At 75.3% G+C, this 21960-nt stretch carries 14 protein-coding genes; 8 read left to right on the forward strand and 6 right to left on the reverse strand.

Annotated elements, in window-relative coordinates:
* Positions 1 to 52: 52 nt before the first annotated feature.
* The 4 genes from ACIPSC_RS23550 to ACIPSC_RS23565 form a co-directional block, all read right to left on the reverse strand.
* Entirely contained in the window at positions 53 to 595 is a 543-nt protein-coding gene (locus tag ACIPSC_RS23550) for a gamma carbonic anhydrase family protein (RefSeq protein WP_400828057.1), read from the reverse strand.
* 144 nt (positions 596 to 739) lie between these two features.
* Positions 740 to 2119: a serine hydrolase domain-containing protein gene (locus ACIPSC_RS23555; protein ID WP_400828058.1), complete on the reverse strand. Its 1380-nt coding sequence runs from the start codon at positions 2117 to 2119 to the stop codon at positions 740 to 742.
* Between the two features lie 268 nt (positions 2120 to 2387).
* Positions 2388 to 2954 carry a DJ-1/PfpI family protein gene (locus ACIPSC_RS23560; RefSeq protein WP_400828059.1) on the reverse strand — a complete coding sequence of 189 codons (567 nt, stop codon included), beginning with the start codon at positions 2952 to 2954 and terminating at the stop codon, positions 2388 to 2390.
* A 228-nt stretch (positions 2955 to 3182) separates the two neighbouring features.
* Positions 3183 to 3443, reverse strand: coding sequence for a hypothetical protein (locus tag ACIPSC_RS23565; RefSeq protein ID WP_400828060.1), 261 nt, complete (start codon positions 3441 to 3443; stop codon positions 3183 to 3185).
* A gap of 468 nt (positions 3444 to 3911) precedes the next feature.
* Here ACIPSC_RS23565 and ACIPSC_RS23570 point away from each other — a divergent pair, with 468 nt between their 5' ends.
* The 8 genes from ACIPSC_RS23570 to ACIPSC_RS23605 all read left to right on the forward strand — a co-directional run bounded on the left by ACIPSC_RS23570 (position 3912) and on the right by ACIPSC_RS23605 (position 18160).
* Positions 3912 to 5870, forward strand: coding sequence for a hypothetical protein (locus ACIPSC_RS23570; RefSeq protein ID WP_400828061.1), 1959 nt, complete (start codon positions 3912 to 3914; stop codon positions 5868 to 5870).
* Complete coding sequence (locus ACIPSC_RS23575; RefSeq protein ID WP_400828062.1) at positions 5867 to 6460, forward strand: hypothetical protein; 594 nt, start codon at positions 5867 to 5869, stop codon at positions 6458 to 6460. Before ACIPSC_RS23570 ends, ACIPSC_RS23575 begins: the two co-directional genes overlap by 4 nt.
* A 174-nt stretch (positions 6461 to 6634) precedes the next feature.
* The gene (locus ACIPSC_RS23580; RefSeq protein ID WP_400828063.1) at positions 6635 to 9166 is read left to right on the forward strand and encodes a hypothetical protein; all 2532 of its coding nucleotides are present in this window, start codon (positions 6635 to 6637) and stop codon (positions 9164 to 9166) included.
* Complete coding sequence (locus tag ACIPSC_RS23585; RefSeq protein WP_400828064.1) at positions 9163 to 12594, forward strand: hypothetical protein; 3432 nt, start codon at positions 9163 to 9165, stop codon at positions 12592 to 12594. Before ACIPSC_RS23580 ends, ACIPSC_RS23585 begins: the two co-directional genes overlap by 4 nt.
* Entirely contained in the window at positions 12594 to 14156 is a 1563-nt protein-coding gene (locus ACIPSC_RS23590; RefSeq protein ID WP_400828065.1) for a hypothetical protein, read from the forward strand. Before ACIPSC_RS23585 ends, ACIPSC_RS23590 begins: the two co-directional genes overlap by 1 nt.
* Complete coding sequence (locus ACIPSC_RS23595; RefSeq protein WP_400828066.1) at positions 14153 to 15262, forward strand: hypothetical protein; 1110 nt, start codon at positions 14153 to 14155, stop codon at positions 15260 to 15262. The genes ACIPSC_RS23590 and ACIPSC_RS23595 overlap by 4 nt, the downstream gene beginning before the upstream one ends.
* The gene (locus tag ACIPSC_RS23600; RefSeq protein ID WP_400828067.1) at positions 15259 to 16599 is read left to right on the forward strand and encodes a protein phosphatase 2C domain-containing protein; all 1341 of its coding nucleotides are present in this window, start codon (positions 15259 to 15261) and stop codon (positions 16597 to 16599) included. The genes ACIPSC_RS23595 and ACIPSC_RS23600 overlap by 4 nt, the downstream gene beginning before the upstream one ends.
* Before the next feature lie 277 nt (positions 16600 to 16876).
* Positions 16877 to 18160, forward strand: a complete 1284-nt coding sequence (locus ACIPSC_RS23605) for a glycerophosphodiester phosphodiesterase (RefSeq protein WP_400828068.1) — start codon at positions 16877 to 16879, stop codon at positions 18158 to 18160.
* Between the two features lie 82 nt (positions 18161 to 18242).
* Here the strand turns inward: ACIPSC_RS23605 and ACIPSC_RS23610 are convergent, their stop codons facing one another.
* Together ACIPSC_RS23610 and ACIPSC_RS23615 are read right to left on the reverse strand one after the other, a co-directional pair.
* Complete coding sequence (locus tag ACIPSC_RS23610) at positions 18243 to 20555, reverse strand: transglycosylase domain-containing protein (RefSeq protein WP_400828069.1); 2313 nt, start codon at positions 20553 to 20555, stop codon at positions 18243 to 18245.
* A 234-nt stretch (positions 20556 to 20789) separates the two neighbouring features.
* Entirely contained in the window at positions 20790 to 21887 is a 1098-nt protein-coding gene (locus tag ACIPSC_RS23615; protein ID WP_400828070.1) for a hypothetical protein, read from the reverse strand.
* Positions 21888 to 21960 lie beyond the last annotated feature (73 nt).

A 21960-nucleotide genomic window follows, 5' to 3' on the forward strand; every position in this document is an offset into this window, starting at 1 on the left:
GGGCCGCGCCGCCGGGCCCGGCCGCTCCGTCCACCCGGTCGGAGCCGGGCGCCTACTCGGCCGGGCGCTCCACCGGCACGATCTCCCGGTGGCCGTCCGCCAGCAGGCGGTAGCCCTCGCCGTTGAACTTGATCGAGGCCCGCTCCTCCTCGGTCAGCTCGCGGCGGACCTTGGCCGGCACGCCCGCCACCAGCGAACCCGCGGGCACCTGCATGCCCTGCGGGACGACGGCGCCCGCCGCGACCAGCGAGCCCGCTCCGATCCGGGCGCCGTTCAGCACCGTGGAGTTCATCCCGACCAGCACGTCGTCCTCGATCACGCAGCCGTGCAGCACGGCGTTGTGCCCGACCGAGATCCGCTCCCCGATCACCAGCGGGAACCCGAGGTCGGCGTGGAGGGTGCAGTTGTCCTGGATGTTGCTGCCCGCGCCGACCGTGATCGACTCCGCGTCGCCGCGGATCACCGCGCCGTACCAGACGCTCGCCCCCGCGGCCACCGTCACGTCCCCCACCACCACGGCGTTGGGCGCGAGGAAGGCCGTCGGGTCGACCGAGGGCACCCGGCCCCCGACTGCGGCGATCAGCGGCTCTGCCATCTCTGGTCCTCCTGGTGACGATCTGCCATCGTGTGGCGGCCATGATCGCACCCCGGTCGCCGCTCGGCAGGCGGGAGTTTGAAGACAGGCCCTGGGCCGGGCGGGGCCCCGGCTGCCCCGGGGCCCCTGCCGGCGCAGCTCCGGTCAGGCGAGCGGGCCGGTGCCGGCGCGGATGCCCTCGGGGGCGAGCGGCGTGCCGGCCGGGGCTGCCGCGGCCGGGGGACGGCCGCCGCAGACGCCGGTGGCGACCAGGTTCTCGAACGCGGTGTTGGTGGCCGCCGGGTCGGACAGGTCGTAGGCGTTGACCGAGGCGGCGAACTGCCGCTTCCCGTCGGGCGCGCCGTACAGCAGGGTGGTGTAGCCCGGGATGCCGCCGCCGTGGCCCCAGTACTCGCCGCACGCGGTCGGCGTCCGCTGCAGGCCCAGGCCGTACTCGGCCTGCCCGCTCTCGGGGCTGACCCGCTTCATCTCGGCCAGTTCGGCCGGGCCCAGCAGGCGTCCGCCGAGGAGTGCGGAGATGAACCGGGTGAGGTCGGCCGTGGTGGAGATCCCGGCGCCGGCCGAGCCGGCCATGCTCGGGTTGAGCAGGGTGGTGTCCGCCGGGCCGTCGGCCAGCTTGTAGTAGCCGTGGGCGTGCGGACCCGGGACGAACGGCGAGTCGACCGGCATGGAGGTGGCGGAGAGGCCGAGCGGCCGGATGATCCGCCGCTCCACCTCCTGGGCCCAACTCCGGCCGGTGAGCCGCTCGATCAGCATCCCCGCGATGATGTAGTTGGTGTTGGAGTAGTGCCAGCCCTGCCCCGGCGCGAAGTACGCCGGGTGGGCCGCCGCCAACGCGACCAGCTCCCGGGGCTGGTACGAGCGCCAGCGGCCGGTGGCGAGCCACTGCTGAAGCGTGCCGTCGCTCTCCTCGAACGAGAAGGAGGCGTCCTCGGTGTAGTTGAAGATGCCGCTGGTGTGGCCGAGCAGCTGGCGGACGGTGATCTGCGCGCCGTTGGGCACCAGGCCGGGAAGGTGGCGCTCCACCGGGTCGTCCAGGCCGACCCGGTGCTCGGCGACGAGTTGCAGGACGACCGTCGCCACGAAGGTCTTGGTCACGCTGCCGATCCGGAACCGCCCGTCGGGGGCGGCCGGGGCGCCGGTGGCGAGGTCCGCCGCGCCGGCCGCGCCCTTCCAGACCGGGCGGCCGCGTTCGGTGACCAGGCCGAGGGCGGCGGTGGAGCCGCCGGGGCTCACCATGGCGCGCACGGCGGCGTCCAGGGCCGCCCGGTCGGCCCGCCCGGCGACCTCGGCCACCGGCTCCGACCCGGCGACCGTCACCGCTCCGCCGTCCACGGCCGGCCGGGCACCGCGCGCCCCGGTCGCCGCGGCGACCGGGGCCAGCGCGCCCACCAGCCCCGCGCCCGCGAGGACCACGGCCACCGCGCGGACGGCCGCTCCGCGCCGCCGCACCGCCCGTGCCTCGCTCCCCTGACGTGACGCCCCGCCGGCCTGCTCCGGCCGTCCGTACGCCGCTTCCACCATGCCGCCGCCCTCGCTCGATCGAACGGGCGGATACGCTCAACAGCCGCCCGGATACCGACAGCTGACACTCTGGCAGTCGGCCGGCCGACGGTCGTCAGCCCCAGGTCCGGACCGTGTCCGCCCCAGGTCCGATCCCCGCCCGCGCGTCGCTACCCCTCAGGTCGTACCCGACCCCGATGATCCCCGGGGGAACGCCTCCGCCCCCGGGCCGAGGAGCCAGGGGGCGGAGGGGCCACGCGCGGGGACGGCCGCGCGCGGCGGGGCGGGGTCAGGACAGCGGCGCCTTCACCCGCAGCACCTCGACGAACGCGCGGATCCACGCCGGGTGGTCCGGCCACGCCCGGGCCGAGACGACCACGCCGTCCACGACGGCCTCGCCGTCGACGTACTGCGCACCGGCGGCGGTCACGTCCGGCTCCAGCGCCGGGTAGGCGGCGCTGCGGCGCCCGGACAGCACCCCGGCCGCCGCGGAGACCAGCGGGCCGTGGCAGATCTGCGCGACCGGCTTGTCGCCCTCGAAGAAGTGCCGGACGATCCGCTGCACGTCGGGGTTGTTGCGCAGGTACTCGGGCGCCCTGCCGCCGGGGACGACCAGAGCGACGTAGTCGGCGGGGTCCACGTCCGCGAAGGCGATGTCGGCGGGCCAGGTGTAGCCGGGCTTCTCGGTGTAGGTGTCGAAACCGTCGACGAAGTCGTGGACCACGAACTGCAGCCGCTTCTTGGCCGGCGCCGCGATGTCGACCTGGTAGCCCTCCTCGCGCAGCCGCTGGTAGGGGTAGAACACCTCCAGCGACTCCGCGGCGTCACCGGTGACCAGCAGGATCTTCGAAGTCAACGTGACATCCCTCCACATGATCGGTCGTCAGGCATGCTGCGCGCCGGCCCAGGTGGCGATCGGCGCGAGCCGCGACCAACCTCCCGCACCGGGCGCCGCCCCGCAACAGGGCGCACCGGTCACACAGCGGCGCATACGCGCCCCCGCACGCCGGGGTCGCGCATCACGCGCCGTCGAGGGCCCGCTCACGCCCCCCAGCCGTGCCCGGGAGGTCGGTGCCGCGGCCTGTCAGCCCGTGGCGCGGAAGAGCGGCTCGCCCGCGTGCAGGCGGCCGCAGACCAGCCGGTAGCTCGGCCGGTCGAGCTTCGGCTGCTTGCCCCTGCGGGCCCGCTCGGCTCCGCCGTCGTACACCTCGGGCACCAGGATCTCCCGGGCGGCGCGCAGGGCGGCCACGATCCGCGCGAGCGCGGGATCGGCGGCCAGCTCGCGCAGCCGCTCCGGCGGCGTCGCGGGCCGCCAGGCCTCGTCCGCCAGCTGATTCCCCGCCATACCGTCCTGCCCCACCCTGCCCGCCGTCACCGAACCGTCCGGCACGCCCTGAGCGCCGCGCCGGGGCAGAGCCTGCCACACCCCACCGACACTCCCGCCGGCCACGGCGGCGGCCCGGGCCCGTCCCGCGACCGGCGGCACGTACGGGAAGTAATGGGCATGCCATTCCATGAGAAGTGATGTCGATTACATAAATGAAAGGAAAAGCGGACCGCCCCATTACGCGGTAGCCCTACGATGGTCGTCACGGCGTCGCCGACTGATCATCAACTCACTTGAGGATCTTGGCACTTTGGCGCGCGCATGATCCGTACGGGGTGGACGGAGAGGCTGGGGGACATGGTCCTGCCGAATGGTGCGGGAGCGAACAGTCCGGCTGGGGGGAAATCGCGGGCGAGGCCGGCGCCGCGGGCCTCGGACCCGGCCGGGCTGGCGCGGGAACTCGAATCACTGGCCACCGAACCGCGGGTGGAGGCGTTCGGCGACGTCCTGCGCGATCTGGCGACGGCGGTCCGGACCGGGAAGGGCCTCGCACCGTGGGCCGGCGGCAGCCTGGTCGCCGCGTACGGGACCGCGACGGCGCTGGGGCCGCGCGGCGGACGGCGCGGCACGGCGGCCACCGCCCTGCACCTCGCATCCTCGGCGATGGTGCTCCTCCCGCTGCTGCTGACCTGGGGCGGCCTCGGGCTCGCGGTCTCCGCCTACCAGGACTACCTGGACGACCGCGCCGCCGGCCGGATCACGGCCGGACCGGACAGCGCGTCGTTCCTGGAACTGTGGCAGCAGGGCTTCGGCGGGCACCTCGCCGGACCGGCCAGGTTCGACTGGCTGGTCGGCTACACCGTGCTGCTGCTGATCGGCCTGGTGGCCGCCGGGATCGTGCGGCAGCTGCTGGCACATCAGGAGGAGTCCCAGGGACGGGAGCTGGTGCGCCGGCTGGCCTTCGCACTGGCCCAGACCGAGGCGATGGCGGCGGCCGCCGCACACACCGAGCCCCGCCGCTTCGCCACCGAGCTCCAGTCGGCGGCCGAGGGGCTGCGCGAGCTGATCGATCTCTCCACGGGCGCCGGGGACCAGTCCCGCAAGGTCCTGAAGCAGGCGACCGAGGCCGCCCGCACGACGGTGGCGGCGGTGCGGTCCATCGAGGAGGCGACCACCGCGCTGCGGCAGGGCACCGAACGGGTCTCCGAGGCCTCGGACCGGGCGGCGGCCGCCGCGGCCGGACTGACGCGCGGCAGCGAGCTGTTCGGCGACCGGGTCGCCGGCGCGATGGCCGAGCTGGCCGCCGGGATGGAGCGCAGCGCCGCGAGCACCGCGGACCGGATCGCGGCGGCCGCCGAGTCCGCTGCCGGGCGCTTCGACGAGGTGCTCGTCGGCGCCGTCGACACCCAGGCGCGGCAGGCCGTCCTGCACGCCGAGGCGCTGGAACAGCGCAGCCGGGCGGCCGAACAACTGCTCACCACCGCGACCGACACCCTGACCGCCGGCGCCCGGGACCTCGTCGGCGTCGTGGCCGGCCTGGACGGCGCGGTCTCCGGGCTGCCCCACGCCCTCGGCGAGGCCGCCGAGGAGGGAGCCGAACGGATCGGCACGGCGTACGAGTTGGCCGTGGCCGCGCTGGCCGCCTCGCTGCGCGGCGAGGTGGAGGAGGCCGCAGCCGTGATCGGCGACCGGGTCGCCGCCCTCGGCGAGCTGATCCGGGAGGACGGCGAGCGGCGCGCCTCGGGCCGGCTGGACGCCGCCGCGGCGCAGGCCGAGCTGCTGGCAGCGGTGGAAGCCGCGCGTGCGGTGGTGGACGGGCTCGCCGGCCGGGTGGAGGCGCTCGGCGGGCAGGGCGAGTCCCTGGGCGAGCGGCTGGCCCGGCTGGGGGACGCGCTGGCCCGGCAGGAGGCGGAGCTGCGCACCGGCCGGGACGAACTGGCCGTGCACCGTGACGAGTTGGTGGACTCGGCGGACGGGCTGCAGAAGGCGCTCACGCAGACCGGGGCGCAGTTGGAGCGGCTCGGGGAGTCCTGGCGGGGGTACGCGGACCGTCCCCCGGCGGCGGCCGATCCGTCGGGGCTGGCGGGTACGGCGGCGCACCGGGTCGCGGCATCCGCGGCGCACCCTGCGCCCCCGGTGCCCCCGGCATCCCCAGCACCCGCGAAGCTCCCGGACCCGCGGTTGGGCGCCTACGGGGCGGCGGTCACCGACCGCCGCCCGGAGGAGCCTCCGGCGGACCGGGCGCCCGCACCGCGCGACGCGGTGCCGCCCGTCCCGACACGGCCCGTACCGTCACCGCCCGCCGCAGCGCCGCCCGCCGCGGTACCACCAGCCGCAGTTCCGCACGACTCGGTTCCGCAGGACTCGGTGCCTCGGGACGCCACCCCCGCGGGCCCCACCGACCACGGTCGCCCCGACCGCCGCGACGGCGAGGCCGCCGGATGACCCGGCGCGGCGGCACGTGGCTGCTGGCCGGTGCCGGTTGGCTCTTCGCCGACCTGATGGTGGTCATGGTGCTGGTGGTGCTGGGCGGCCAGAGCACTCCGCTCCCCGTCGCCGCACCCTCGGCCTCGCCCTCCGCGACGGGCTCCCCGTCGGCCCCGTCCTCGCCGTCCACGTCGTCGTCCGCATCGCCGGCCAAGCCGGCGCCGAAGCCCACCGCCACGGCCCCGGCCCCGCCGCCCGGGCTGGACCCGAACAGCACGTCGGTGGTGGTCGAGGTGGACGCCGACGGGCTGATCGGCGGCGACCCCGCCGCCCGCACGGCCTTCGCGAACCGGCTGAAGGGCGAGATCGGCCCGTACACCGGGCGCAGCGCCGCGCTGGTGTTCGTCTGGGGCACGGCGGCCGGCTGCACGCACTGCGCGGCCGACCTCGGCCGCAGCCAGGACCTGGCGGACGCCGCCGCGCCGCTGGTGCACGCGGTCGCGCCCGGGTTCTTCCCGGCGGACGACCGCCGGCTGATCCGCCCGTACCTGGACGGTCAGGGCCGCCCCGGCACGGTCCGCCTGGAGCTGTTCTTCATCCGAACCTGAGCACCCGGGCACCTGCCCGCCCCGCACCCCCGCCCGCCCGGCACCCCCGACCCTCACGCGCGCCCCGCCCCGTCCGCCCCTTCCCCCTCGGCGCCCGGCACTCGTCCACTTCGACCTGACCGGCCCCCGGGCCCGCCTACGGCCGGAGCCCCTCGCATTCCAAGGAGTTGACCGTTGTCGCGTTCGATGGACTTCTCGGCGCTGAGCGATCTCGCCCAGGCCGTCGAGGCACTGCTGGCCGGGTTCGACCCTCCGGAGGGCCCGGAGGAGGCCGCCCTGCGCGAGCAGGTGCTCGACCTCGCGGGCGAGCTCCGGGCCCGGGCCGAGGCCCCGGTCTCGATCGCCGTGGTCGGCGAGTACAGCGTCGGCAAGTCACTGCTGGTGGGCACCCTGCTGGGCCGCCCCGACCTGCTCGCGGTGGAGGAGCGTCCCGCCACCGGCAACATCACCGTGCTGCGGCTCGTGCGCGGCGAGCCGGGAAGCCGGACCGAGGTCGCCCCGCGCACCCTGATCCGCTACATGAGCACCGCCCAACTCGGTTCCTGCGTCGGGGACATCCTCACCGAACTGGTCGAGGGCATCGAGGCCCGCCACCCCGAGCTGCGGGCCCGGGAGCTGATCGGCGGTCACAACCCGGTGCTCGACGAACGCGGCTGGGGCGCGTTCAACAGCTGGTACCCGTGCCTGTGGGGCCGCCCGGGGCAGGGGGTGGTCACGGTGAACCCGCTGACCATCGCCGCCACCCACCGGGACGCGGTGGTCGAGCTGTGCCGCATCCGCGACGCGCTGCGCGGCCAGCGCGACCTGGTGGACAGCGGTGCGCTGGACATCGACTCCGCCGCCGTCCGCGCCGCCCTGCTGCTGCCGCCGGTCGAGGCCACCCCGGACGAGGCGCCGCGGGTGGAGTCCGTGCACTTCACCCGGGCCAAGGTGGCCGAGGACGGCCAGGCGCTGCGGGCGAGCTTCCCGCTGATCGAGCGGGTGGAGCAGACCGTGTTCGTCTCCCCGGAGGAGTGGGAGATCGGCGGGCTGATGCACGAGCACGAGGTGCAGGTGCTGGACTTCCCGGGGATCGGCGCCGTCGGCTCGTACGGGCGCGACCGCAACCTCAGCCGCCGGGTGCTCGCCGACATGCACACCATCCTGGTCGTCCTGCACGCCCAACGTCCTTACTCCCGCGAGGCGTTGTCGTTCTGGGACATGCTCACCGACGACGACCGCACGCCCGCCGCGCTCGCCGACGCCGCGCTGGTCGCGGCCAACCTCTTCGACCGGGTCGGCGCGCCCCCGGCCGGGGAGGGCAGCGCCCCGCTCACCGACGCCCTCAACGGCATCCGGATCCAGGGCGGCAAGTACGTCGGCCGGCGCGCCGACCGTATCGTCGCGGTGTCCGCCGTGGCCGCCATCGAGGCGTACGGGCTGGGCTACGAGGGCGCCTCGCCCGAGACCAGGGCAGTCCTGGACCGGGTGCTGGCCGGGCTGCGCACCGATCCGCTTCCGCACTGGCAGGAGACGGTGGCCCGGCTGGAGGCCCAGCACCCCGGCGACGACTGGGCGGCCCGGCTGCACCGCTACGACCAGGACGGCGGGCTCAAGGCGCTGCGCGACCTGCTGGAGGCGCACGTGCGCGAGCACGGCGTCGGCCAGAAGGCCGAGCGGGCCCAGCAGTCCAAGGAGAAGCTGGAGGCCGCCCTGCGCGACCTGCGGCGGCGCCTCTGCCTCGACCTGGTGGCGCCCTCCGAGGAGTACGTCAGCGCCGCGACGCGGTTCGAGCAGATCCGGGCGGTGTTCCACCGCGCCACCCGCCAGCTCCGGCAGCTGCGCGACCCGCAGGACGAGACGCCCGAGGGACCGCTGCCGCCGTCCTTCGCCGAGGTCAGCCGGCAGGTCCGCAACGAGGTCTACCGCTGGGAGCCGTGGAACCACCTGATGGAACGCGCCTCCGACAACCCCGAGTTGCTGGTGTCGCGCAGCGAGCCGCCCCGGCGCAGCCGGATCGGGCCCGGGGCCAAGCGCGACCAGCGCCAGGACGACTCGATCTCGCCGGACGTCACCGTCGTCTACCAGGAGACCTTCCGGGCCACCATCGACGACGCGGTGGCCCGGAACCTGGCGGCCGTCCAGGAGTGGCTGGACGCCTGGGGCGCGTACTGGCAGAGCGACTGCGGGCCGTTGCTGCGATGGCTGCGCGACGAGGACGACGAGTCCGCCCGGCTGCTGACCGAGGTCTACCAGCGGCGCCGGCACGACGTGGGGCTGCTGGACTACGTGGACTTCGCGCTGGACGTGGCCGAGGTCGCCGAGCAGCTGAAGGCGGCGCTGGCCGAGGACGCCATGCCGAAGGCCGCCGACTGGGCGGCGGACTTCCCCGCGCAGTCCCGCCACGCCCTGCCGTGGCACCACAGCATGAAGGTGCCCTCCGACGCCGACGACCGGCGCCGGCGCCACCCGTTGGCGCTGGCGCAGCTGCGGGGCGCCATGGCCGAGGCCGCCGCCGCCCGGGTCGGCGACGAACTCGACCGGCTGATGGACTACGCGCTGGCCGAGCTGACGCGGGTGTTCGGCGACGCGTCCAGGTCCCTGCTCAGCCCGGCGGACTTCCGGGCACCGCTGGGGGCACCGGACGGCGGCGAGGAGCGTCCGCTGCCGCAGGCGGTCCGCGACATCGACGACATCCTCCGCGAGTGGAACGAGGGCGACGCATGACCTCCGCACTGACCATCGGCTTCACCGCTCCGGAGCAGGGCGGGCTGCGCGGCGACGCCGTCGTCCCCGAGGGTGCCCGCCAGTTCTCGCTCCTCGCGGTCGAGAACGGCTACCTGCTGCCCACCGTGGTCCTCGAACCGGAGGGGTACCAGGGCAATCTGACCGCCCACCTGCCGGCCGGGCTGGAGGTCGCCGACGAGGAGGGGGCGCCCTGCCCGGCGGCGCTGGCCGCCGCCCTGCGCGCGGTCTGGGCCCCGGCGGACCCGACCCGGCTGACCGTGACCGGCCGCCGGGTGCTGGTCTCCGGCGCGAGCCTGCCGCTGGAGGTGGTCCACCCGGGCCCGTGGGACCCGGCGGACCCGCCCGGCGAACCGCTCGTCGTGGTGGTCTCCTGGAAGGTCGGCTACTCGGGGGCGGTGGCTCCCGGGGCCGCCCACGCGGCCGTCCAACTCACCTTCCTGCCGCCCGGGGTGAGCCCCTCGGCGGCACCGGACGTGGAGCCGCCGCTGCTGGTCCTGCGCGACTCCCGCGCCCGGGGGCGCCGGCCGCGGGGCGAGCAGGGCCGGGTGGTCGCGGTGGACTTCGGCACCACCGCGTCCACGGCGACGGTGGTCGACACCTCGGTGATCTCCGACCGCGCGGTGGACGCGACCCAGCAGCGGACCCTCGGGCGGGAGCTCGCCGCGCTGACCGCCCCGCCGCCGGACGCCCCGGAGTCCTGGCGCCGGGCCCTGGAGGGCCTGCGGGCCGAGCACCTGGAGCTCGACCGGCAGCAGCACCGCACGCTCACCGGCGCCGAGGCGCTCGGCCGCCTCGGCGAGCTGGACGTCGCCACCGCCGTCCTGCTGCGCGTCGAGGCGATCCGGGCCGGCGCGGTGGCCGACGAGCAGCTGCAGACGTGGCTGGCGGACCGCCTGCACCGGCTGGTCACCGCCACCGTGGCGACCCCGCCGCTGGACATCCACTCACTGCGCCCGGTGCCCTACCCCGACGGCCACGGCGGGGAGACCTTCGCCCCGGCGACCGCGATCCGCCGGGCCGCCGAGCCGCTCGACCGCCCGGGCGTCTCCTGGTACGACGACGCCGGCTGGGAGCTCTGCGCGGAGGACGCCGACGGCGTGACCGGCCTCAAGCGGACCTTCTTCGAGCACCGCGGCGCCGGCCCCCGGGACGGGCTGCCGGCCCCGGTCCACCTCATCCAGCACCTCCTGCGGCTGCTGGTCGAGGGCGCCGAACGCCACGTGGACGACGGCGAGGAGGGCGAGCCGCCGCGGATGGGCACCGCGCTGCTCACCTACCCGACCTCGGCGCTGCCGCAGGACCGCGAGAAGCTGGGCCGGCTGGTCCAGGAGGGCCTGTCGATCGACACCGTGGATCTGCGCATCGACGAGGGCCTGGCCGCCGGACTGTACTTCCTGATGCGGGACCTGACCGCCAACCTGGAACTGGGCCTGGAGTCGCTGCGCGCCTCCGCCCGCCCGGTGCCCGGCCGCACCGACCAGTGGCAGCGGATCATGCTGGTGGTCGACATCGGCGGCGGCACCAGCGACATCGCCCTGCTGGAGATGACGCTCACCGACGACACCCGGCTGGCCGACCCGGCCAGGGCCTTCGTCGCGGGCCGCCACTACAAGCTGAGCCCGCGGATCCTGGGCACCATCGGGCACGGCCAGCTCGGCGGCGACCTGCTCACGCTGCACGTCCTGTACTGGATCAAGGCCCGGCTGGTGGACGCCCTGGGGCCCGGCCGCACGATGGAGGGGCACGGCGGCAAGCCGCTGTCCGTCCAGGTCGCCGAGCAGACCGGCGAGCACCGCAAGGAGCTGGTCTCCCGCCCGGTCCGGGCCGAGCTGCAGCGGGTGCTGCCCACCGACTGGTCCGGGGCGGCCGCGCCGGAGGACCCCGACGAGGTGGCCGTCCGCAAGGAGCGCTTCCACCGGCTGTGGCGGATCGCGGAGCAGGCCAAGCGGGTGCTCGGGCAGGAGGACCAGGCGTACCTGATCGACCCCGCCGACATCATCGAGCTCACCGAGGGGGGCGGTGTCCTGCTGTCCCACCCGTCCGCGGCGGTGGAGCTGCCGGTCGCCGAGTTCCGGATGCTCGTCCAGCCCGTGCTGGAGCAGGCCGCGACCATGGCGGCCTCCCTGGTGGCCGACGCCTTCGCCCGGGCGGAGCCGGGGAACGGGCGGGCCGAACCCGTCCTCGACCAGGTCGTGCTCTCGGGCCGCACCAGCGCCATGAAGGGCGTGCGCCGGGCACTGGAGAGCAGGCTCGCCGCCCGGCTGCTCTCCGACCAGGGCGACGGTACCCGCCGCACCGCCGTCTGGAACCCCAGTCGGATCCACACCGAGACCGGCTACCTCGCCAAGCAGGCCACCTCCATCGGTGCCGCGTGGCTGCACACCATCCGCGGCTTCCAGGGCCACGCCGCCGGCCTCCACGCGAACGACGCCGGGAACAGCGAGGTCCAGGCCTCCGAGCTGGCCGTCGAGACCAAGGGGCTGTTCGCCTGCCTGCCGTGCGACTTCGGTCTGCTGGGCCAGAGCGGGGTGCTCTACAGCCTGTTCCGCTCCGGCACGCCCTACGAGGAGCTCACCCCCGACGGGCGGCTCGGCCTGCGCTCGAACTGGCGGCGGGTGGTGCGCCGGATCGACGTCCAACGCCCCCGCGCGGGGAGCGACGCCATCCAGTGGGGCCTCCTCGACATCGAGCGCATCCCCGAGTACAAGCGCCACGCCACCCGCGCGGTCTGGGACTTCGAGGGAACGCCCGAGATCAGGTTCCAGGCGGAGGTCGACAACCGGCTGCGGCTCTTCGCCCTCCTCTGCCACGGCGACCCGCACTACCACGTCGGCGCCGCGGAGGCCGGGAGCGGCGAGTTCGGGCTCGACCTCCACGAGGCGGCGGACGGCGCCCTCGTGTTCGACCACTACCTCGGCCGGCTCGCCGTCCCGGGTGCGATCTGCGTCTCCCCCGCCCGGCCCGACGGGAAGCCCGGCGCGCTGACCGAGGTCTTCCCCGCCCACCCCGAGGGCGCCGACCCGCGCGACTACCTCGACCTGCTCTTCCACACCTCGGCCCGGCCGGACCCGCAGATCCCGCCGGTGCCCGGCCGGAGCGCCCGGCTGCGCAGCCCCGCCGGCGCGGCCACCCACCTCAACGTGCTCCTGAAGCCCGCGCAGGGGGAGCCGGTCCGGCTCGGCCGGCTCGCCGTGCCGCCGGCCAACAGCGAGGCCGCGGCCGACGACCTGCGCTTCACCCTCGACGCCCACGGCTGGCTGCGGGTGCACCGCGGCCACGTGCCGTACCCGGACGCCGGCTCCTTCGCGCACATCGAGCAGCGGCCGGGGTGGGTGTACCGGGCCGAGATGGAGCCGGGCCTGCGGGAGTTCAACAGCTACTGGGACCCGACCAGCGGGAGGCACTGATGGAGACGACGAACGCACCGGACGCGGGCCCCGGGCCCGAGGAGGCGTCCGCCGACGGGCTGGACCTGCTGCTCCACGACGCCGCGGAGCTGGCCCACGAGCTGCTGCTGCTGCCGTCCGCCGCCCGAACGGCGTTCCTGGAGGAGCTGCACGGGTTCATGGCGGGCCTCAGCCGCCGCGCCGTGGAGGCGGTGGCACCGTCCGGCGGGCCCGCGGCGGCGGAAGGGACGGTGGCGGAGGCGGCGGCCGAGCGGGAGGCCGAACAGCTGCTCGCCGCGCTGGCCTGGCAGCTGTGGCGAGCGGTGGGGACCGCCGTGCGGGCGGGAACGGCGGCCGGGCGGGTTCCGGCGGCCGGGCCCGGGACGGGCTCGCCCACGGTTTCCGCTCCGGCTGCGCTTTCCGCCGAGGTGCGGCCGGGCGGGGAGGGCACCCCCACGGACCGGGCGCCGGGCGGCGGGCCGGGCGGCGACGGCACCGACGGTGGTCCGCCCAAAGCCCCGCCGGCCGCGGACGAGGCGGACTCCACGGACCCGGTGTACGCCGAACCGCCTGCCGAGGCCACCAAGACCGCCGAGCCCACCGAGCGGACCGAGTCCACCGAGCGGACCGAGCCGACCGACGAGCCGCCCGCGGAGCAGGACGGGCCGGCCGGGCCCGCGCCCGCCTCCGAGGAGGAACCGCTCGCCGCCTTCACCGCAAGGCTGGCCGCGATCTCCGCCGCCCACCCCGACCACCGGCACGACCCCGATCTCCGGAACGACGCCGACACCACCGACCCGGCGGGGCTCTGGCTCCGGTTGCACCTCTCGGTGCTGAAGATCCCGGCCGAGCGGGTGGCCGCACGGCGCGCCGAACTGGCCGAGGCCGCCCTGCTGCTCGACGTGGTCGTCGAAGCCGGCCAGGACGTCCTCGTCCCGGCCCTGCCGGGGTTGTTCGAGGAGGCGTTCGTCGTCCCGCTGGACGTCCCGGAGTCCGGGGAGCCGGCCGGGGCCGACCGCGTGGAGGTGCGCGCGGTGCTCGACGACGCGGACGTCCCGGAGGCGGAGGAGGCGCGCGTCCTGCCGTGGGCCGTGCGGATCGCGCAGGCGAGGCGGCTGCTCGCCGTCGACCGCACGCTCGGCGGGTACGCCGAGAACAACGTGCCGTGGTCGCGTGCGCAGGCCGAACGCCTGCCGCAGGCCTGGACCGCGAAGCTGAGCAGCCTCAGCAAGGCCCGCGGCGCCGCCACCGTCGCGCGGTCCGCCCAGAAGCTGGACGCCACCCTGGGCCGGCTCTGCCACGAGGACCCGGCCCAGCGGGGCAGCTGGTGGTGGGAGTGGCGCTCCAGGGTGTCGGCCCTGCTCGAAGCCCCGGCCGCCGCACTCGGCCGGCGGGCCGCGTCGCCCGAGGAGATCGCCGACTGGAACATGGAGTACTGGACGAAGTGGTGTACGGGCAACGCGCTGCACCGCAGCGACCAGGCGCGGACGGTGCTCTGGGTGCTCACCACACCGCTGGCGCCGCCCACCGACGCCTCGGAACGCGGCCGCCTGCTGCTGGGCCACGCCCCGACCGGCCGGTGAGCGGCGACCACCGGCCCCGGGCCGGAGACGACCGGCCCGGGAGCCGCCCCGACGCCGCGCTCCGCCCGACCGGCCCGCCGCTGGTCGATCCCGTGGTGGCCCGCGCCGCCGGCCTGCTCTCCGGCCTGCCGCTCGGCCGGGCCTGCGGGCTGGACCCCGGCCTCGCCCGTGACGCCGCGCTGCTCGCCGCCGGCAGCGTGCCCCGGCTGCGGATCGCGGTCGCCGGGCCGGCCGCCGGACCGGTCCGGGCCTGGCTGGAGGGTGAACTCACCACCCCTGGCGGCCCCGGCGCCGGCGACCCCGCCGACCCGTCCGTGCCGGACTGCTCGGCGGATCCGGCCGGGAGCCACCTGCTGCTGTTCGCCGTCGCCGACCGCTCCGGCCCGCCGGACGCCCCGGAGCGCCGGGCCGCCGAGCCGGCGACGGCCGCCCTCGCCGGGCCCGGGGCGCCGCAGGCGGTGATGGTGGTGACCGCCGCACACGACTGGCACGGGGTCGGCCTGTCGGCCGTCGCCGGCTGGCACCGGCGCTGGCGGCACGAGTGGTGGGGTCCGGCGGCGGCCACCCTCCCGGTGTACGCCGTCGTCCCCGACTGGTGGGCCCGGGACCGGGCCCACTCGGGCCTGGATGGTCTGCTGAAGCAGGTCGTCCGACCCGCCGTCGACGGTGCGCAGGGGATGGTCACCGCGCTCACCCTGGCCCGGCTCACCTCGGCCTTCCAGGAGGTGCGGCTGGAGGGGCGGGCAGAGGCGGCGGCCCTCGGCTGGGCGCTGGACGCGCACGGGCTGCCCCGCCCTCCGGGGTCCGGCGCGGCACCCGACCTCACCCGGCGGGCCGAGCTCTGGCACCGCCTGGACGTCTACACCGCCGCGCCGCCGGCCCGCCGCGCCGCCCACCGGCTGCGAACCGCCGCGCGCACCGGCCGGGACCGGCCCGACCGCGCCGCCGGCCGCCCGCACCCCGCTCCACCCAGCACCCCGCGGCCCACCCCCGACAACCACCCCAACCCCGACAACCACCCCAACCCCGACGACCGTCCCACCCCCGACGACCACTCCGCCCACCGCGGCACGCACGACCGCGGCACCCGAGAGGAGAGACCGTGACCGTGTTCCTGCTCGTGCTCCTGATGCTCAGCGTCGGGGCCAACATCTGGCAGGCCGTCCGCCAGTCCCGCAGCGACGAACAGCACCGCCTCACCGACGAGTCGGCACAGAACCACATCGCCCGGCTGCAGAACGACCTCCGTCTGCTGGACGCCGAGCGGTCCCACCTGATCACCCAGCTCACCGCCGGCCGGTCCGGCAGCGCCGAGACCGAGGCGGCACGGCAGAGCCTGTCCGACCGGGTCGGCCTGCTGCACTCCCAGCTCGACGCGGAGGCGTCCGGGCGGGCGACGGCGGAGGACCGGATCCGCGCGCTCAGCGCCGAACTCGCCGCGGAGAGCAGCGGGCGGGCCCGGGCCGAGGAGGACGCCCGCGCGCTCGGCGCCAAGCTCGACGAGCTGGCCGCCGCCCGGGCCGAGCCCGTCGAGGCACCGTCGCCCGCCGTACCGCGCGAACTGCCGCTCGGGCGCGACGCCGTGGCGGACAGCGTGGTCGACGGCGCCGACCTCGGCCCGCTGGTGGTGCGCGCCGCCTCGGTCCGCGGGGAGAGCAACCGCCGCGGCAAGGAGCACCGCCGGGACGCGGTGCTGCTCAGCAGGATCGACGGCTTCGGCTCGCCCGTCCTGCTCGGTTCGGTCGCCTCCGGCGCCCCCGGGGAGCCCCTCAGCCAGACCGCCGCGACCGCGGCCTGCCGCGCGCTGACCCAGCAACTCGCGGACTACGCGCCGCGGTTGCGCGGCAAGTTGTTCGGCGCCGGGTACGACCCGGAGGTCTCCGGCATGCTCGGCGTCACCCTCGCCGGCGTCGCCCGCTCGGTGCAGCTCGTCGCCGACGGTGCCACCGCCCTCCTCGGCGGCCGGGACGCGCAGCGCGGGCGGACCGCCGCCACGTCCCTGTTCGCCGTGCTCTCCGAACTCGACGACCGGGAGCGGGACGGCGTCCGCCAGCACATCGCCTTCGGCGTCGGGGACGGCGCGGTGCTGCGACTGCGCGACGAGGGCTCGGGGCCGCGGTGGACGGCCGTCTTCGAACCCGAGCGCTCGCTGCGCACCCACCGGCTCCCGGCCGCGCCCACGGCCCTGTCCTGGTCCCGCTTCCCCACCGTCCCGGGCGACGTGGTGGTGGTCGCCGGGCGCCCGATGGCGGAGCTGCTGCTCCGCCCGGACACCGGCGACTGGTTCGCGCAGCGGTGGTCCGGCCGCCAGCCGTACCTGACGTCCTTCCTGTCGGACGTCAACGTCGAGGTCCGGGCCAACACCGGCGGTGACCGCAGCGTGGTCACCGTCTGGGACTACGGCCAGGCCCGCCTCGCCGAGGAGGCCTCGCCCCACGCGTGACCGCTCCCCGCCCGGGGCCGCCCGCGCCGCCCCGGGGCGCCCGTCCAGGGCCTGCCCTGTGGATCAGGTCGGACCCTGGACGGGGCCTGCCCTGTGGATCAGGTCGGGCCGGGCCGATCCGCACGACAGGCCCTACGTCCGGGCGCCCGCCGGTGGGTGGACGGGTGGCGGATCTTCTCCCGCAGTTCGCCGAACGGCCACCCGGCCGGGCGTCACGGCTCCTAGTCTGCGGGCGAAGACCACCACGCCACGCCAACTGTGCGAGCAAGGAGCCTCCATGACGTACCGTCCGCTCGACGGCAACAGCCCGGCGGAATCCGCGCCGGGCGCCGAGTCCTCGCGCCGCCGGTTCCTGCGGGCGACCGGCGCCGCCGGCCTGGGCGCGGCCGCTTTCGCCGCCGGAGCCGGGGACGCGTTCGCGGCGGGCGGCGAGGACCAGCCGGACTCCGGTCGCCCGGCCGGCGACGACGAGCGCGGTGCCGCCGCCCGCCCGACCGGGACCCGCCCGCCGGTGCGCACCGGCACCGGGCTGGACCGGCTGCCGCACCCGCTGGTCATCGGCCACCGCGGCGCCCCCGGCTACCGCCCGGAGGAGACCCTCGGCTCGTACGAGCTGGCGCTGGAGCTGGGCGCGGACGTCATCGAGCCGGACCTGGTGCCGACCAAGGACGGCCACCTGGTGATCCGGCACGAGAACAACATCGCGGAGACCACGGACGTCGCCGACCACCGCGAGTTCGAGGGCCGCAAGGCCACCAAGACCATCGACGGCCAGCCGCTCACCGGCTGGTTCACCGAGGACTTCACCCTGGCCGAGCTGAAGACGCTGCGCGCCAAGGAGCGCCTGCCGCAGCAGCGCCAGCGCAACACCCTCTACGACGGCCGCTGGCAGATCCTGACCTTCCGCGAGCTGGCGGACTTCGCGCGCAAGCGCGGGCGCGAGCTCGGCCGTGAGGTATGGCTCTACCCGGAGACCAAGCACCCGAGCTACTTCCGCTCGATCGGCCTGCCGCTGGAGGAGCGGCTCGCCGACGAGCTGCGCCGCACCGGTCTGGCCGGCCGGAACGGTCGGGCGATCCTGCAGTCGTTCGAGCCGAGCAGCCTGCAGCGGCTGGCCAAGCTGGTCGACAACCCGCGGATCCAGCTGCTCAGCGGCGCGACCAGCCGGCCGTACGACTTCGTGCTCGCCGGGGACCCGCGGACGGTGGCCGACCTGGTGAAGCCGGAGGGGCTGCGCTGGATCGCGTCCTTCGCGCACGGCATCGGCCCGACCACCCAGCTGATCGCCCCGGTGGACGCCGACGGCAAGCTCCAGCCGCCGACCACGCTGGTGCGCGACGCCCACGCGGCCAGGCTGCTGCTGCACCCGTACACGGTGCGCAACGAGAACGCCTTCCTGCCGGTGGACTACCGGCGCGGCACCGACCCGAACGCCTACGGCGACGCGATCGGCTGGGCCCGGTACCTGTTCGAGCTGGGGGTGGACGGCTTCTTCACCGACCAGTCCGACACCTCGATCCTGGCCCGCCAGGACTTCTGGGCCGCCAAGGGCGTCAACTGACCTTTCCGGCAACGGAACGAGCCGTGCCCCGGACCGTCGGACGGTCCGGGGCACGGCTGTCGGCAGGCCGGGCCGCGCAGCGTCAGCCCTCGTCGTCCTGGCCGCCGGTGGTCGGGGTGGTGCGCGGGTTGCCGGGCCGGGGGTTGGGCGTGCGGCCGCCGCCGGGCCAACCGGGCGCGGTCTCCGGGCGGTTGGAGCCCGGCCCGAAGGTCGGCCATCCGGAGCTGCCGCTCGCGCCGGGGCTGGGGGTGGGCTCGCGCTTGGGCGGGTCCGGGATGTAGACGGTCGGGAAGGTCTCCTCCGGCATGTTCTTGACGGCCTGGTTCATGCCCAGGCGCCAGATCGGGCCCGGCCCGGTGGCGCCGAAGACCTCGTCGTAGTACTTGCCGCCGATCCGGATGTCCTTCATCGGGACGCCCTTGGCGGGGCCGCCGAGCCAGACCGAGGCGGCCAGGTTGGCGGTGTAGCCGCTGAACCAGGCGGCCTTCTTCTCGTCCGCGGTACCGGTCTTCGCGGCGATCTGCCGGCCGTCGTCGAGGTCGAGGTCGCGCGCGGTGCCCTTCTCGGTGACGCCGAGCAGCACGGTGTTGATCACGTCCGCGGTGGTCTGGGCGATCGCCTGGTTGCACTTGACCGGGGTGACCGGCACGTCGCGGCCGTCCACGGTGGAGATCTTGCTGATCGCGACCGGTGCGCAGTAGGTGCCCCGGGCGGCGAAGGTGGCGTAGACGTTCGCCATCACCAGCGGGCTGACCTCCTGGGTGCCGAGGCCCATCGCGGGCAGCTCCTTGAGCTGCTCGCCGCTGGCCGTGGTGGCGATGCCCAGCTTGTTGGCCATCTGCTTGACCGCGCAGAGGCCGATCTCCTGCTCCATCTGCACGAAGTAGGTGTTGACCGAGAGGGCCATCGCCTTCTTCAGGTCGTAGGGGCCGACCTCACTGGCGGACTCGTTGGGGACGCTGCCCTCCTTGGTGCCCTTCTTCAGGTTCTTCCAGTTGCCCGAGCAGGTGGACATCGTCGGCCAGTCCATCCGGTTCGGCGCGGAGTACTGCTGGGTCGGCGGGAGGCCGGCCTCCAGCGCCGCGGCGGCCACGATCGGCTTGAAGTTGGAGCCCGGCTGGAAGCCGTTGCCGCCGCCCATCGACGCGTCGACGTTGTAGTTGACGACGGTCTGGTTCTTGTTCGGGTCCAGGCCGTAGGGGCGGGTCTGGGCCATCGCCAGGATCTTGCCGGTGCCCGGCTCGACCATCGTCATGGCCGCGGAGACCGGGTCGGTGACGTTGACGCGCTTGGTCACGGCGTTCTGGGCGGCGGCCTGCTTCACCGGGTCGAGCGTGGTGTAGATGTTCAGGCCGCCCTCGGCCCAGAGCTTCTTCCGCTCGGCGGCGGTCTTGCCGAAGACCGGGTCCTGCTTCACCACGTGGCGGACGTAGTCGCAGAAGAAGCCCATGCCCGCGTTGGCGGTGATGCAGCCGTTCTGCGGCTCCTTGTACCTGAGGCCCAGCGGCGCGGCCTTGGCCTCCTGTGCCTGGGCGGCGGTGATGTGCTTGTTCTCGACCATCTTGTCGATGACGGTGTCGCGGCGCTTCTGGGCGGCCACCGGGTGCAGCTTCGGGTCGTACTGCGACGGGTTCTGCACCAGGCCGGCGAGCATCGCGGCCTCGGGGAGCGTGAGGTCCTTGGCGTCCTTGCTGAAGTAGCGCTGGGCGGCGGCCTGGATGCCGTAGGCCTGGTGCCCGTAGAACGTGATGTTCAGGTAGTTGGTGAGGATCTGGTCCTTGGTCAGGTCCTCTTCCAGCTTGATGGCGTACTTGAGCTCCTGGATCTTGCGGCCCAGGGTCTTGCGCTGGGCCTCCAGGACGGCGGCCTGGTCGTCGCCGGCCTTCTCCACGTTGACGTTCTTCACGTACTGCTGGGTCAGCGTCGAGGCGCCCTGGACGGTGGCACCGCTCTCGGCGTTCTTGGTGATCGCGCGCAGCACGCCCTTGAGGTCGACGGCGCCGTGCTCGTAGAAGCGGGCGTCCTCGATGTCCACCTGTGCCGTGCGGATCAGCGGCGACATCTGGTCGGCGGGTATCACCGTGCGGTCGCGCTCGTAGACCTTGGCTATCAGGCCGCCGTTGGCGTCGTAGATCTGCGAGGCCTGGTTCAGCGGCGGGGTCTTGAAGTCGTCCGGGATGCTGTCGAAGCTGTCGGCGGTGCTCTTGGCGGTCAGCCCGAGCGCCCCCGCGGCCGGCAGGGCCACCCCGGCGAGCAGCACGCCGGCGAGCGTGCTGTAGCCGAGGAACTTCACTCCGTGGCCCAGCAGGCCGAGCGGTGTCTCGCGGCGGCGGGGGCGTGCGACCCAGGTGTCGCCCGGGTCGGGGGTGGAGGTGCGGCGACTCTTCCGTGACATAGCCGGAACACTACGTCCACGAAAACCCCGCGCGGGGCGGGTGTTGGCCAAGCTTTGTCACAAATCGGCGACAGATTCACCTCATCGGGACCAGCCGGAAACCTGGCCGGCGGCGCGCCCCGGCAGTGAAGGGACCGTTCGCCCACGGCCGTTCGGTCCCGGCCACTTGACAGGGCCGCGCCGGAACGGGTTTCGGCCCCGGTGTCGTGGACCAGGCCCGCGCGCCTGCGCCGGTCAGGACGCTTTGCGCTTCTTGCGCAGGCCGAGGACGGCGCCGACCACGGCGAGGACGAACACCACGCCGAGCGCCCGGTCCGACGGCCCGTCGGAGGAGCCGGCGGCGGCCGCCCCGGCGGAGGCGCCGGCAGCCGGGTCGGCCGACGAGCCGGCCGGCGGCGCCCCCGCACCGGCCGCGGCCGACGGCGAGGACTTGGGCAACGGCTTGACGGTGTCGGGGAGTTCGTCGTCGTCCAGCGGCGCCCGCCAGACCGGGCTGTCCTTGCCCTCGCTCCCGTAGAGCACCGCCCGGCCGTCGGCCGTGAAGGTGACCGACTCCCCCTGCTTCTGCCAGGGGGCGGAGAGCGCACCGAGCTCGGCCGGCGCGCCGTCCTTCCAGCGGTAGAGGGTGGCGAAGAAGTAGCCGCGCAGCACCAGCCGGGTGCCGTCCGGCGAGAAGGCGCCGTCGGTGACCCAGGGCGCGTCGGCGATCCGGCGGAAGGTGTTGATGCCGGTGGGCGCGAGCTTCTCCGGGCCCTGGTAGAGGGCGCCCCCGCTCTGCTTCTTGCTGGCGATGTAGGCCCGGCCGGTGACCGGGTGGACCATCAGCGCCTCGGCGTCGCGCGGCCCGTCCTCGTAGCGCACCCGGTAGCGGATCACGTCCACCGACTGGTCGCGCAGCTCGGCCGGCTCGGCGAAGGAGTAGATCCAGACCTCGGACCACTTGCCGCCGAGGTTGTCGCCGATGTCCCCGACGTAGACGCGCCCGTCCGGCCCGACCGAGATCGCCTCGACGTCCCGCGGCTCGATGCCGCGCAGGGTGACGGTGGCGACGGTCCGCCCCTTGGAGTCGACGGCGTAGACGTACGGGCCGTCGTCGCTGTCGTTGTGCGTCCAGTAGACGCCGGGGTGGGCGATGCTGGCCGCGAGCCCGCTGGACTCGGTGATCCGCGGGTCGGTGATGGTGAACGCCTGTCCGGCACCGTCGGCCGCCCGGGCGGGCGGGGCGGCGGCGAGGGGCCCGAGGGCGGCGGCTGCGGTCAGGGCGGCCGCGGCCAGGGCCGCCGAGGGGCGCGCCGGCCCGGGGCTCCGCTTCCGCCGCGTGTTCGTTCGCATCCTCAGCACCCGCCGATCCTCCCACGGCGGCGTCCGCCCACGCGGGCGCACCCGGCGGGGGGCTGGGGCCCGC

This window comes from Kitasatospora sp. NPDC090091 (assembly GCF_044747365.1).
Lineage (GTDB): Bacteria > Actinomycetota > Actinomycetes > Streptomycetales > Streptomycetaceae > Kitasatospora.

Bases quoted from the DNA above. Each gene is read 5' to 3' on its own strand.
- ACIPSC_RS23615 (WP_400828070.1), bottom strand. From the start codon at position 21,887: ATGCGAACGAACACGCGGCGGAAGCGGAGCCCCGGGCCGGCGCGCCCC.
- ACIPSC_RS23555 (WP_400828058.1), bottom strand. From the start codon at position 2,119: ATGGTGGAAGCGGCGTACGGACGGCCGGAGCAGGCCGGCGGGGCGTCA.
- ACIPSC_RS23590 (WP_400828065.1), top strand. From the start codon at position 12,594: ATGGAGACGACGAACGCACCGGACGCGGGCCCCGGGCCCGAGGAGGCG.
- ACIPSC_RS23565 (WP_400828060.1), bottom strand. From the start codon at position 3,443: ATGGCGGGGAATCAGCTGGCGGACGAGGCCTGGCGGCCCGCGACGCCG.
- ACIPSC_RS23550 (WP_400828057.1), bottom strand. From the start codon at position 595: ATGGCAGAGCCGCTGATCGCCGCAGTCGGGGGCCGGGTGCCCTCGGTC.
- ACIPSC_RS23575 (WP_400828062.1), top strand. From the start codon at position 5,867: ATGACCCGGCGCGGCGGCACGTGGCTGCTGGCCGGTGCCGGTTGGCTC.
- ACIPSC_RS23585 (WP_400828064.1), top strand. From the start codon at position 9,163: ATGACCTCCGCACTGACCATCGGCTTCACCGCTCCGGAGCAGGGCGGG.
- ACIPSC_RS23605 (WP_400828068.1), top strand. From the start codon at position 16,877: ATGACGTACCGTCCGCTCGACGGCAACAGCCCGGCGGAATCCGCGCCG.
- ACIPSC_RS23610 (WP_400828069.1), bottom strand. From the start codon at position 20,555: ATGTCACGGAAGAGTCGCCGCACCTCCACCCCCGACCCGGGCGACACC.